This window comes from Arthrobacter sp. 05T444, assembly GCF_056395905.1.
Genome location: NZ_JBFTKK010000013.1, coordinates 25,215 through 37,929, shown reverse-complemented (window position 1 = coordinate 37,929; position 12,715 = coordinate 25,215). Strand labels below are relative to the sequence as shown.

General features: G+C 63.5%; 10 protein-coding genes. 7 read left to right on the top strand and 3 right to left on the bottom strand.

The features are described from left to right. The first annotated feature begins 270 nt into the window (after nt 1–270). The 5 genes from benA to AC1DD3_RS13560 all read left to right on the top strand — a co-directional run bounded on the left by benA (nt 271) and on the right by AC1DD3_RS13560 (nt 7,662). Entirely contained in the window at nt 271–1,653 is a 1,383-nt protein-coding gene (gene benA / locus AC1DD3_RS13580; RefSeq protein WP_230118259.1) for a benzoate 1,2-dioxygenase large subunit, read from the top strand. 37 nt (nt 1,654–1,690) lie between these two features. Continuing rightward, a complete protein-coding gene (benB, locus tag AC1DD3_RS13575) occupies nt 1,691–2,227 on the top strand; it encodes a benzoate 1,2-dioxygenase small subunit (protein WP_230118258.1) in 537 nt (178 codons plus the stop codon). Nucleotides 2,228–2,367: 140 nt separating this feature from the next. Continuing rightward, entirely contained in the window at nt 2,368–3,942 is a 1,575-nt protein-coding gene (benC, locus tag AC1DD3_RS13570; protein ID WP_476881883.1) for a benzoate 1,2-dioxygenase electron transfer component BenC, read from the top strand. 2 nt (nt 3,943–3,944) lie between these two features. Continuing rightward, nucleotides 3,945–4,769: a benzoate diol dehydrogenase BenD gene (benD, locus tag AC1DD3_RS13565; protein WP_230118256.1), complete on the top strand. Its 825-nt coding sequence runs from the start codon at nt 3,945–3,947 to the stop codon at nt 4,767–4,769. 61 nt (nt 4,770–4,830) lie between these two features. After that, a complete protein-coding gene (locus AC1DD3_RS13560; RefSeq protein ID WP_476881882.1) occupies nt 4,831–7,662 on the top strand; it encodes an AAA family ATPase in 2,832 nt (943 codons plus the stop codon). A 49-nt stretch (nt 7,663–7,711) separates the two neighbouring features. Here AC1DD3_RS13560 and AC1DD3_RS13555 read toward each other — a convergent pair whose 3' ends face one another. The 3 genes from AC1DD3_RS13555 to AC1DD3_RS13545 all read right to left on the bottom strand — a co-directional run bounded on the left by AC1DD3_RS13555 (nt 7,712) and on the right by AC1DD3_RS13545 (nt 11,347). Continuing rightward, entirely contained in the window at nt 7,712–8,623 is a 912-nt protein-coding gene (locus AC1DD3_RS13555; protein WP_230118254.1) for a LysR substrate-binding domain-containing protein, read from the bottom strand. Nucleotides 8,624–8,834: 211 nt separating this feature from the next. Next, nucleotides 8,835–10,229 (bottom strand): MFS transporter, encoded by a 1,395-nt coding sequence (locus AC1DD3_RS13550; RefSeq protein WP_476881881.1) that lies wholly within the window; start codon nt 10,227–10,229, stop codon nt 8,835–8,837. Nucleotides 10,230–10,867: 638 nt separating this feature from the next. Then, nucleotides 10,868–11,347, bottom strand: a complete 480-nt coding sequence (locus tag AC1DD3_RS13545) for an AraC-like ligand-binding domain-containing protein (protein ID WP_476881880.1) — start codon at nt 11,345–11,347, stop codon at nt 10,868–10,870. A 200-nt stretch (nt 11,348–11,547) separates the two neighbouring features. Here AC1DD3_RS13545 and AC1DD3_RS13540 point away from each other — a divergent pair, with 200 nt between their 5' ends. Further along, on the top strand, nt 11,548–12,285 hold the full coding sequence (locus tag AC1DD3_RS13540) for an alcohol dehydrogenase catalytic domain-containing protein (RefSeq protein WP_476881879.1): 738 nt from the start codon (nt 11,548–11,550) through the stop codon (nt 12,283–12,285). Beyond that, nucleotides 12,270–12,647: a zinc-binding dehydrogenase gene (locus AC1DD3_RS13535; protein ID WP_476881878.1), complete on the top strand. Its 378-nt coding sequence runs from the start codon at nt 12,270–12,272 to the stop codon at nt 12,645–12,647. The genes AC1DD3_RS13540 and AC1DD3_RS13535 overlap by 16 nt, the downstream gene beginning before the upstream one ends. Nucleotides 12,648–12,715: the final 68 nt, after the last annotated feature.

Sequence of the window (12,715 nt, the reverse complement as noted above, 5' to 3'; positions counted from 1 at the left end):
AGGCTGTGCACCCGCAGGTTCACCGGCTTCGCGTGACGTCCATCTCATGCTAGCCAGCTAATAAGGACGAAACAAGGACTTATATGGCCATTATTATGTCTCTGAACTTACATAAAGGAACCCTTGGTCAGCACTAGGGTTTTGCCTGATGTGAGCGCTGTCACCTTGCAGCAGACTGGGTGGAACACATGCATTCCGTCCGAGGGGAACAGGCGTGGCCGCACAGTCGCTGCCCGCCTACCCGCACCCTCTCCCAAGAAGGAGCACACCATGACCGAGAATCTGACACGTGTCCGTGGAGTCCTGGCTGACGCCGTCGTCGACGATCGAGAGAACGGCGTTATCCGGGCGAAGCGTGAAATCTTCACCGACCAGGAAATCTTTGAATTGGAGATGAAGCACATCTTCGAGGGCAACTGGGTCTACCTTGCCCATGAATCCCAGATCCCCAACGTGGGGGACTACTTCACCACCTACATTGGCCGGACTCCCGTCGTCCTTACTCGGGACAAGGACGAGAAGATCAACTGCATCGTCAACGCCTGCTCCCACCGTGGCGCCATGCTGTGCCGGCGCAAGACCGACAACAGGACCACCTTCACCTGTCCCTTCCACGGCTGGACATTCAAGAACTCCGGAGAGCTCCTTAAGGTCAAGGATTCCCGCAATGCCGGGTACCCGGAAACCTTCAACAAGGAGGGCTCACACGACCTCACCAAGGTGGCCCGCTTCGACTCCTACCGGGGCTTCCTGTTCGGCTCATTGAATGCTGACGTCCTCCCGCTGGAGGAGCACCTGGGAGATGCCACCAAAGTCATCGATTCGATTGTGGACCAGTCCCCGGAGGGGCTCGAGGTGCTGCGCGGGTCATCCACCTACACCTATGACGGCAACTGGAAGGTCCAGGCGGAAAACGGCGCCGACGGCTACCACGTCACCGCCGTGCACTGGAACTACGCCGCGACCACCGCCCGCCGCACCGCCGGTGACTCCGCCAACAAGACCAAGGCCATGGACGCCGGCAAGTGGGGCAAGGTTAAAGGCGGCTTCTATTCCTACGATCACGGGCACCTGCTGCTGTGGCAGGAGTGGACCAACCCCGAGGACCGTCCGTTGTGGGACCGCCGCGACGAGCTCGTCGAAAAGTATGGCGAGGAGATGGCAAACTTCATGATCAACATCTCGCGCAACCTCTGCCTGTACCCGAATGTGTACATCATGGACCAGTTCTCGTCGCAGATCCGTCACTTCCGTCCCATATCAGCGGACCAGACCGAGGTGACGATCTACTGCATCGCGCCGAAGGGTGAATCGCAGGAAAACCGCTCTAAGCGCATCCGCCAGTACGAGGACTTCTTCAACGCAACCGGCATGGCCACACCGGACGACCTCGAGGAGTTCCGATCCTGCAACAAGACCTACTGGGCCACCTCCGCGCCGTGGAACGACATGACGCGAGGCTCCACCCACGAAATTGCCGGTCCTGACGAGCAGGCAACAGCGCTGGGCATGTCGCGGGTGATCGCCTCCGGTGTACGCACCGAAGACGAGGGTCTCTACCCGGTCCAGCACGGGTACTGGAAGGAAGTAATGGATAGGGCCCTCGCCGAGGCGGAATCCGCTGCCCAGGAATCCTTGCCGGTCACGGCGTAATTAAGACTTCCGAATCCTTACAGAGAGTGCTGAAACAATGGCCAACCTCATAAACCCCTTGACCGCGCTCAAGAGCGCCGACGAAATCGCGACCCTCGAAACTGTCCGCGCCTTCCTCTACCGGGAAGCCCGACTACTTGACGACCGCCACTTCGACGAGTGGCTCCAGTGCTACCACCCGGACTCCGAGTACTGGATGCCGGCGTGGGACGTCGACGACCGGCTCACGGTGGACCCCCAGAACGAGATCTCGCTCATCTATTACGACAACCGCGGCGGCATCGAGGACCGGGTTTTCCGCATCAAGACGGACCGCTCCTCCGCTACCTCCCTCCCTGAGCCGCGCACCGGGCACAACATCACGGACGTTGAAGTCCTGGAGCACGACGGCGACCAGGTCAAGGTCCGCTTCAACTGGTTCACTCTGTACTTCCGGTACAACACCACCGACACCTATTTCGGCACGAGCTTCTACACCATCGATCTCTCCGGTGAGCAGCCGGTGATCCTGAAAAAGAAGGTTGTACTGAAGAACGACTACATCCACCACGTGGTGGATGTCTACATGATCTGACGGCACCCGGCACCCGGCACGCGTACGGCGCGGCCGCAGCAAGGCAGCCAGGAGCGGCCCGCCGCCAGATTTGCTCGCAAGAGATAACCGCACTAACTTTCCGGGGGTTGCGAGGATGCGACCCCCAACCAGGAGGAATCATGGGCCATCAGGTAGCCCTCAGTTTCGAAGATGGCGTCACCAAAGTCATCAAAGTCGGCGACTATGAGACCGTCATGGACGCGGCGTACAAGGCGCGCATCAACATCCCTTCAGATTGTCGGGATGGCGCCTGCGGCACGTGCAAGGCGTTTTGCGACTCCGGCTCGTTCGACCCCGGCGACTATATCGACGACGCCATGACCGAAGAGGAGCTGGAGAAGGGCTACCTCCTCACCTGCCAGGCCGTTCCGGAATCGGACCTCGCCATTCAGATCCCGGCGACCTCCGAATCCGCGAAAACCTCAGCTGCCACTTTTGCGTCCACGCTGAAGGAACTCGACAAGCACTCGGAGTCCACCATCTCTTTCACCTTGGAGGTGCAGAACCGGGATGCACTGGCTTTCCTGCCCGGCCAGTACGTCAACATCAAGGTCCCGGGCACCGACGCGGAGCGCTCATACTCGTTCAGCAACGGCCCCAAAGGGATGGATGCCTCCTTCATGGTGCGCATCACGCCGCAGGGCGCAATGTCCGAGTACCTGCGTGACCGCGCGGCAGTAGGGGACACCATCGAGTTCACGGGCCCTTACGGCTCCTTCTTCCTTCGCGAGCCCAAGCGCCCCCTGCTCCTATTGGCAGGCGGCACCGGTCTGGCCCCCCTCCTGTCCATTCTGGAGAAGTTGTCCGAGAACCCCCCGGCCACGCCGGTCCACCTGATTTACGGCGTCTCCCGTGAAGCCGACATCGTGGGACTCGACTGGCTGCGCACCTACGAAGCGAAGTTGCCGACCTTCACCTGGGATTACATTGCCTCCGAGGCGGATACGTCCGCCCCGCACACGGGATACGTCACGAAGATCATCCAGCCGTCCCACCTCAACGACGGCGACGTCGATATCTACCTTTGCGGACCGCCGCCCATGGTCAATGCCGTCTCCAAGTGGCTGGACACCGAGGGCATACAGCCAGCCAACTTCTACTTTGAACGTTTCGCTCCCAAGGAAACCACCGGCGGGGACGCCGAGACAGGCGCGCCCGCCCCCGCGGAGAAGGTGGAGACCACAGGTGACACTATCAGCCGCGTGGAAGCCATTTCGTCCATGGAGACCGGCCGGCTCGAGTTCCGTAAGGAAGACAGTTTCGCGCACCTGGACGCCCGCATGGGCCTTGAACTTGCCGTGACCGAGCTGATGTTGGATCGCCTGAGCAAGGAGCAGTTGCACCAGTTCCGTCGTCTTGCCGAAGCGACCATCCGGGCGGTGGATGCCGGAAGGGTTCTCGACCCGGAAGAGTATGTCAGGACCAATGAAGAGTTCCATGAGTACCTGTTCATGATCTCCGACAACCCCATGCTGCTCGAGTCTTACCGTCGGCTCGACGTCCACGCCCAAATGGCAGCCACTTTTGCAGAGGGCACGCATATCTTTGACCGGGTCGCTCAGGATCACCTGGATGTCGTGGACGCGTTTGAGCGCGGCGACAAGGAGCGGGCCCGGGAAGTGATCATGGCTCACGCCCGCGAGGCAAAAGGAACTATGGCCGAAGCGATCAACGCAACGGCCAAGGGCTTCTGACGGTGGCTGCGTACTCAGGACAGTTCATCACGCCCGGCCGCTTCGCCGGCAAAGTGGCCGTGGTCACCGGCGCGGCCCAGGGAATCGGGCAGAAAGTCGCGGAGAGGGTCGGCGCTGAAGGAGGCTCGGTGGTCCTGGTTGACCGCGCCGACATTGTGCAGGACGTTGCAAAGGGAATCCAGGAAGCCGCCCAGGAGTCTGGCTGCGGCGGGTCAGCCAGCTTCGTCACGGCGGACCTGGAAAGCTTCGCCGGAGCAGAACAGGCAGTGAACGCCGCCTTGGCCCTTCACGGAAGGGTTGACGTGCTCGTCAATAACGTGGGAGGAACCATTTGGGCCCGCCCTTTCGAAGAATACGACGAGGAGAAGATTGAGCGGGAGATCCGCCGTTCGCTGTTTCCCACCCTGTGGTCCTGCCGCGCCGTCCTCCCGGCGATGCTCGCCCAGGACTCCGGCACCATCGTGAACGTCTCCTCAGTGGCCACCCGCGGAATGCACCGCGTCCCCTACGCCGCAGCGAAGGGCGGTGTGAACGCCCTGACCCAGTCCCTGGCCATGGAGGTTGCCGGGCGCGGCATCCGCGTCGTTGCTACCGCCCCGGGCGGCACCGAAGCTCCGCCACGAAAGGTCAAGCGCGGACCGGAAGCCCAGTCAGCTACCGAAATGGCGTGGTACCAGGCCATTGTGGACCAGACCGTGGAATCATCCTTTTTGAAGCGGTACGGCACACTGGATGAGCAGGCTGCGCCCATCGTATTCCTGGCCTCCGACGAAGCATCGTATGTCACTGGCAGCATCCTTCCGGTGGCAGGCGGAGACCTGGGCTGAGCCTGCTGTGACTGAAACCCGCTGGCGTGGCCGCGACGCGCGGTCGCGTAAGCTTGCCAGCATGATTCCGGGCCACCACCACGGCAACCCCGAGGAGGACCTGGCGCTGCTCGGCCATACCGAGGTCTTCGAGGAGTTGCTGGACACGCTCCGCACTGTGCGTAAAGGCAACGTGCGCACGGTGGTGCTCAGTGGCCCCCGGGGATCCGGAAAGACGGCGGTGTTGGATCTTTTCCTGGAGCACTGCCGGGGCGCCGCGCGTGGCGTGCGGGTGCTGTCCGCCACGGGCGATGAATGGGAAGCGCAGCTCCCGCTCGCCGGCTACTCCCAGCTCATGGTCACCCCGCCGCCGCGTTTGGCAAAGGACCCTGGCAGAGGAAACGACCGTTCCGCGGAGCTGGGCGGCATACTCAGCCCCGTCCAGGCCGCCAACTATGCGTCCACTCTGGGTGCACACCTCGACGGGCTGCAATTGCACGGGAGCGTGGTGGTTGCCGTTGACGACGTTCAGCATCTGGACGCAGAAACTCTGCACGTCCTCGTCTTTGTCATGCGCCGGCTGCGCAGCAAGAGAGTCCTGTTCCTGATCACCCTGGATCCCGCTCAGGCCCGGCTGGTGCCAGCCGGCGTGTTGGCCTTCCTCAGCGGGCATCAGGTTTCCCGCCTTCCACTGGATCCGCTGTCACCGCAGCGGGTCCAGGAGCTCGCACGGCGGTGGTTTGGCATCGACCTGAACGCCACGGCCGCCCACGAGATCGTGCGGCATACCGGGGGATGGCCGCAGCCGGTTGTCGAACTTCTCGGCGAGCTTCCACCGGAAACCTGGCAGACGTGGTTTTCGTCCTTGCCTCCGAGTTCACGCGTGCGGGCCCAAGTGCGTAGCCTCCTCCAAGCCGCGTCCCCCGACCTGGTAGCCGTGGCCGAGGCCACGTCCGTACTCGGCCGCAATGCCGGGGTGGCTGAGGTCGCCCGTGTCAGCGGGATCGAGCACGTGATGGATGCCCTCGACGAGGGCCACCGGGCCGGCCTGCTGGGCCTCTCAGTGGACCAGGCCCACTCGCTGGTGACATTCTTCGAAACGGGAATGACCGAGTCCGTCTACGAGCAAATTGCACCGAGCCAGCGCATGCGCCTGCACCGCAGGGCTGCGGACTCGGTGCAGAATGAGGGCGACCGCCTGGGTCACCGGGTGTCGGCTACCCCGGGACCAGACGAGGCCCTGGCCTCGGAGCTTGAGGAGTACGCCCGGCAACAGGCCCTCGTAGGTGCCTGGCACGATGTCTCGACCGCATTGTTTTCCGCGTCCCGGCTTTCGGGTGACGTCCGGGTCGGCAACGATCGCCAGCTGAGAGCAGTAGATGCCCTCGTGGGGTCCGGCAACATTGCCCAGGCCCAAATGTGGGGCGCCGCCGTCGACGCCATGGCACCCTCGCCACTGCGTTCCTCCGTTCTTGGCTACCTCTCCACCGCGTCCGGACAGAACCACAGCGCCCAAACCCAATTGGAAATGGCCTGGCGAACAAGCAACCCGCAACAGGACCCCACCGCCGCCGCCCAAGTGGCCCAACGCCTGGTCCTGCACGGGGTGGCCTCCTGGGATGGCCCTGTCATCACCCGTTGGGCGGAGCAAGCCATGTCACTGACAACGGCAGGTACCCCCGCCTACATCGAATCCGAGGCCATTTATGGGCTGGGACTTTACGCCCAAGGCAGGCTGGCTGAAGCCGAGGCCTCCTATCGCCAGGCTTTCGAACACGCTTCCGAAAACGCGCAAAAGCAACGCGTGCAGATGGGAGCCGGATGGCTGGCCCTGCGGCTGGACGACGCAGAGACAGCGCTTGTAAATCTCGAAGCCGCTGCCCCGACTGAGTTCCGCGGCGGCTCGTTGCGGATCTCCCTCTGGGCAGAGGCGTGGTTGGCCCGCACCCAACTTGTACTCGGCAACTGGGATGCGGCGGGGGCCACGGTTGCACGGGCCTCGGTCCGGCTGGAGACCTCTCGGATGCCGCTGATCCGCCCGTTACTTTATTGGACAGCCGCCGAGCTCTGGTCCATGCGCGGGGACTGGGACCGTGCACGGTACTACGTCTCCCAGGCGGCGGTGCAGCCCGGCACCTATCGCGCCATGCAGGTCCCTGCCAGCCTGGCCCGGGCGCGCTTCCATGAGGCACGGGCGGACTACGAAAGCGCCCTGTCCGTGCTGCAGCCACTGACGGAGCTGGACCCCTGGACAGAAAGCAGGGTGTCGTTTTGGCCGTGGCAGGACTCCTACGTCAATGCCCTGGTCATGACCGACCAGCTGGATACGGCAGACGCTTTCCTTACCGCCTTCGAGCAGGTGCCGCGGGAGCGGGCCGTGCCGTCAGATCTGGCAAGAATGGCGTGGGCCCGGGGCCGGCTCGTTGCCGCCCAGGGGGATCCAGACACCGCCCGGGAGCATTTCGAGACGGCGCTGGGTCATCTGCGAGGGCTCAACCGGCCATATCTGCGGGCACGGGTGAGCTTTGCCTTCGGGCAAAGCATGCGACGTGCCGGCAAAAGGCGCTTGGCATCCTCAGTGCTGCGCGTGGCCAGGGATCTCTATGATTCCCTGGGCGCTGCCACGTATGTCGACAGCTGCGATCGGGAGCTGAAGGCGACCGGCCTGGACGTCGGCAACATGCCCGACCCATCTGACGCCGTGCTCGCAGCCGTGACAGGACCGCAGGTCCAGCTCACTGCCCAGGAGCAGTCAGTGGCGGAACTCGTGGCGACCGGGGCCACCAACAAAGAGGCTGCCCGCGCACTGTTCCTGGCCGACAAGACTGTGCAGTACCACCTAACCCGCATCTATGGGAAGTTAGGGATCCGCTCCCGCAGCGAACTGGCCGCACGATTCCGCCCCACGGACTGAAGCGCGGGCCATCTGGCATCGAACCGGCCCGGCCCGGCCCCGCCCCGTATCAGGATCCTGGAGGGCTGGGAGTGCGGTTGGGCAGGTCTTTGGTCGCGGTGCCTACAACATCCAGGAAGCTTTGGAGCAGTGATGACCGGTCCTCACGCCGCCACGCCACGGCCAGCTCCACCTCGGGGGCTTGTTCGATATCGCGGTAAACGACGCCCTCAAGCTGCAGGGCACGGACGCTCGCCGGAAGGATGGCAACTCCACTACCGGCAGCCACAAACGAGAGCATCGTGGACGTCTCACTGATGACTTGGGTGATGCGTGGCTGGAAACCTGCCTCGCGGCAAAGACCTGCGGTGGTCCGGTAAAGCACCGACTCCGGCGGGTAGGAGATAAATTCCTGATCCTGGAGTTCGTGCATGGCCACCGGCCGGTCCATAGCCAGGGCGCTGAAGGACGGCAACGCCACGATGAGCGCCTCGCGCGTCACGATGCGGTAATCGATCTCCTGGGAGGCGATGGGCGGCCGCAACAGGGCCGCATCCAAGGTGCCATCCCGCAGGCCGGCCTCCATGGCCGGGGTGAGCATCTCGCCATGCAGATTCAGCGACAGCCCAGGAAGTACCTGCTTGGCCAGTCGAACGATCGGTGGCATAACGCCGTAGGTTGCTGAGCCGGAGAAGCCCACGCGCAGAACGCCGGATGCGCCTTGCCCGACCTGATACACGTCAGCCCGGAGTGTTCCGACCGCATTGACGATCTGCCGGCCCCGGTCCAGCAGCGCCTGCCCGGCGGCCGTGAGTTCCACCCGGCGGGTGGTGCGATTCAGCAGGCGCACACCCAGTTGCTCTTCCAGCTGCCGGATTTGCTGGGACAGAGGTGGCTGGGCCATATGCAGGCGTTTGGCGGCGCGGCCGAAGTGGCGCTCCTCGGCAACGGCAATAAAGTAGTTGAGCTGCCTGATCTCCATTGGTTGTGCCGTCCCTCCGTGTGGCGCCTACGGTCAGGCGCCAAACCACATTGATTCAGAAATCAAGTATAAAGCCCACCACCCTTGTCTGATCCAGACATAATGGCAGGGCTTGGCTCGGCTTACTGGCGTCCGGCCGGGTGCCCAAGCCTGGCCTGGGCACCCTCGCGGTAGATCCGGCTCATTCAAGGCAGCGGCCGGATGCGCTGGGTCAAAGGCGCGCCGGGGGAGTGGCGGTGCTGAGGTCCTCGTCCACGGAGTGCTCAACGATTGCCTCGGCCCTGTGCTCAGCTTCTTCCAGCTTGCGCTGACGGGGGACCAGAACCGTGACGATTGCACCCAGCAGGGCGACGCCACCGTAGATGTAAAACGCGGTGGCTCCGCCGATTCCCGCCGCCGCCAGCCAGCCGCCAATGATTGGCCCGAGGATGCCGCCCAAGCGGCCCACACTGGCACACCAGGCCACACCGGCTGCCCGCGCGTTAGTGGTGAAGTAGTTTGACTGGAAACCGTAAACCAGCACCTGGGTGCCGAGGGTGCCCACTCCGGCGATGGCGATGCACAGGAACAACATCGGCAGGGGGAAGCCGAAGGTCATCAGCACCAGTGAAATAGTGGCCAGGACGAAGGTGCTGGCAATAACCCGCTGGGGACCGGCCTTGTCAGCGTAGCGCGAGAGCAGCAAACCTCCCGCCACCGCACCGAGGTTCAACGCCAGGGGGAAGAACAGGGCGTATGTTCGCCCGTAGCCGTATCCCTCCATGATTTTCGGCAGCCACGTGTTCAAGCCGTAGGTCAACAGCAGGCCGGAGAAGGACATCAAGGCCAGAAGCACGGAAGCCACGGCGAACTGTTTGGAAAACACAGCCGCGAAGCCGGTCTTCTGCGGGGCTGCGCCGATCTGCCGGATGACATGTTCTTCAAGGAGCGAAACGCCGGTCCGCTGCGAAGCAGCCAGGGCCTCCTCCTCACGGCCGCGCGCCAACAGCCAGCGGGGGGACTCCGGAAGTTTGAACCAGGCGATGGGCACGAGCAGGACGAGGGGGAGGGCGCCGATCATGAAGAGTCCGCGCCAACCAATGTTACTAAGGAGCAGAATGCCCATGACGGAGGCGAACACACCGCCAGCGGGGACACCAGAATAGACGATCGCGTTGTAGAACTGTCGCCGGCCGGCTGGCGCGAACTCTGCCATCGTGGCGCCTGCGGTGGCGATGACGACACCGAGGCCCACGCCAGTGATGAAACGCAAAGCGCCGAAGGACGCCACGGTTGTGGTCAGCGCCGTGACGAACATTCCCACCGAGAACCAGGCGATGCCCAGGAGCATGAGCCGGCGGCGGCCGAAGAAGTCGCCGACCGCCCCGCAGGCCAGCGACCCGACCAGCACACCAACCAGCGCCCACGAGCCCAAGAGGCCGGCAGCGGCGGCGTCGAATGCGCCGATCTGGCTCGAGTCGGCAAGCAATCCGGGCAGGACGGTGCCGTATACAACAAGGTCGTAGCCATCGAATAACAGTGCTGCGCAGATGACGAAGGCCACCCAGTTTGCTGTGCGCGCCTCTTTGCGCGGGTCTTCGGCGATGACGGCGTGGAGCGTAGCCATATGCCTGTCCTCTCTGACGGAGCATGGATGGAGTGCCGTGGGGTGAACCTGTGTCCCTTGGCTTTGCTCCAGTGTTCCAGAGGTGTGACGCCCGCCATATGCGGCAAATACCCGGGATTAGGCCGGGGTAGGATCCATACTTTAAAGATATCAATCAGTAATGGTTAGTCGTATTTCGGAAAGAGTAGTGCTGCTGCCAGCGAAAGAACGCGTCTACAGCGCAGATTCGCTGTTTGTACGCCCCACGGAGGATTTGCGGAACTCCGACGGCGCCATGCCAAACTCGGACTTGAAAGCTTGGCGAGCCACTGAGCGTCATGGATGCACCATCTCGCCGCTCCTTCCGCGATGGTGAGATGGGCAGTGCGGTGAGCCGCAAGGTCACGACGGACGGCCTCCAAGCGTCTCTGCCGCACCAGGCCGGTCAGCCTCATCCCGCTTCCTACGAACAGCCGCTGAACCGTTCGCACGGAGACGTGGTGCGAGGATGCGATCTGCTTCAGGCCCAGGTTCGGGTCCTGCAGGTTTCGATCGACATAGGACTCGATTTCATGCCGGAGGAACTCAGCCATGTCCTCGGAGCCGGGCTCATAATCCTGCAGGACTACGCTGGCCAGCAGTGCTTCACCGGCCGCGGCCTAGTGGTTCCTCGCTGCCGATGCGGGCACAGTCATGGAGGTGCAGGCACTGATGAACTGCGCCAGCACCGTCCCGGCCCCGGTTGTGGCCGACCAAGGGTGCGACCGCGCTTCGTCAACGGCCGCACGTGGCGCGCCCAGGGACGTTGACGGCGCCGTCATGACCTCGCATTGCCATGCGCCGTGGAATGTGAGCCGGTCGGGCACCGCTGTGTCGTAAAAGCCAAATTCCCCGGGTTCGACCGTCAGCTCGCGTCCGGACTGTTCGATGATGCAGCGCCCGCGGCGCATCGCGCACACCTTGAGTAAATCCGTCGGCGACTGGCGTACTGCACGGGGTGAACGGACGAGTTGCTGTGGCGTGCCCGAGATTCCATATACTCCGACGTGGCCGAGCTCCTTCGCCGCCAGCGCACCGGAAACCTGCCCGGCGGAACTGCCCAGAGCCACTACCTCAAGCCCGCCAAACGTGGAGGACAACCCCGCGCGTTGTGCTCCGTGTCACAGTATAGGCACCGGTCCGGACGCACGGACTCTCCTCGGCAACCAAACGCTTGACGGCTGCAAGGCCCAGCGTTGGGTCCTTGGCCCCGAAAGCCGCTCACCGCCGTCGACCCCATACCGTGCGCCGCACGTGTCAGCTTCCGCCAATTCAAGACTTACACTGAGGAGCCATTCCAATGAAGGTCACTGCTGCCCTCGCTACGGCGCCCAAAGCCCCTTTCGAGATCGTCCAACTCTCCCTGGATGAGCCCCGCCCCGACGAGGTCAGGGTGAAGCTCGTCGCAACCGGCGTCTGTCACACCGACGCGATCGTCCGCGACCAGGTCTACCCCACGCCCTTGCCGGCGGTTCTCGGGCACGAGGGGGCAGGAATAGTAGAGGCGGTCGGCTCCTTGGTGACCTCCGTCGCCGTCGGAGACTCTGTGGTTCTTTCCGCCAATTCCTGTGGAGTATGCGGGCAGTGCGTGACCGGACGGCCCGCCGACTGCAGCGACTTCTTCGGCCGCAATTTCGCGGGTACCCGTCCCGACGGTTCCACAGCCTTGAACGATGGCGAGTCAGCAGTCTCCTCACACTTTTTCGGCCAATCGTCGTTCGCGACGCACGTAAACGTTGCTGCCCGCAGCGTCGTGAAGGTAGACGGGAATCTTCCGCTGGAGTTGCTCGGCCCCCTCGGCTGCGGCCTCCAGACAGGGGCCGGTGCGGTCACCAACTCATTGGACGTACGTCCGGGTTCCAGCATTGTTGTCTTCGGCACCGGCGCCGTTGGCTGCGCGGCCCTCATGGCCGCCGCGGCTGTGGGTGCGACAACCATTGTTGCGGTCGACATCGTCGAGTCCCGGCTGGCCACAGCAAAGGACCTGGTGCCACTCACGCTATCACCAGCCGCTCCACGGACGTGGCAGCAGAGATAGCGCAGATCACCGGTGGGCGCGGCGTCGACTATGCCCTGGACACCACGGGTATTCCCGCCGTCTTGCGGCAGGCTGCCGGCATCCTGGGGACCGGTGGAACGGTGGCCCTCGTCGGGGCCCCGGCCCCGGGCACAGAGGTGTCCTTCGAAGTTGGTGCTTCGTTACTCAAAGGGTGGCACTTCCGCACCATTATCGAAGGAGATTCCGTGCCACAGGTCTTCATTCCGCAGCTCATCCGACTCTGGCAGCAAGGAAAGTTCCCGCTGGAAAAGTTGACCAAAACGTTTGCGTTTGCCGACATCAACGACGCTTTCGACGCTTCCGAATCCGGCGAAGTCATCAAGCCTGTCTTGGTCTTCTGACCACCGGCGGACCCAATGCAGGCCCGCCACGATTCCACTTCACCCACTCCACTCCTCCCAGGAGCAAA

What these genes read in the sequence shown, in the direction of transcription:
- benA (WP_230118259.1), top strand. Translation starts at nt 271, where the DNA reads ATGACCGAGAATCTGACACGTGTCCGTGGAGTCCTGGCTGACGCCGTC.
- AC1DD3_RS13550 (WP_476881881.1), bottom strand. Translation starts at nt 10,229, where the DNA reads ATGGCTACGCTCCACGCCGTCATCGCCGAAGACCCGCGCAAAGAGGCG.
- AC1DD3_RS13560 (WP_476881882.1), top strand. Translation starts at nt 4,831, where the DNA reads ATGATTCCGGGCCACCACCACGGCAACCCCGAGGAGGACCTGGCGCTG.
- AC1DD3_RS13555 (WP_230118254.1), bottom strand. Translation starts at nt 8,623, where the DNA reads ATGGAGATCAGGCAGCTCAACTACTTTATTGCCGTTGCCGAGGAGCGC.
- benC (WP_476881883.1), top strand. Translation starts at nt 2,368, where the DNA reads ATGGGCCATCAGGTAGCCCTCAGTTTCGAAGATGGCGTCACCAAAGTC.
- benB (WP_230118258.1), top strand. Translation starts at nt 1,691, where the DNA reads ATGGCCAACCTCATAAACCCCTTGACCGCGCTCAAGAGCGCCGACGAA.
- AC1DD3_RS13540 (WP_476881879.1), top strand. Translation starts at nt 11,548, where the DNA reads ATGAAGGTCACTGCTGCCCTCGCTACGGCGCCCAAAGCCCCTTTCGAG.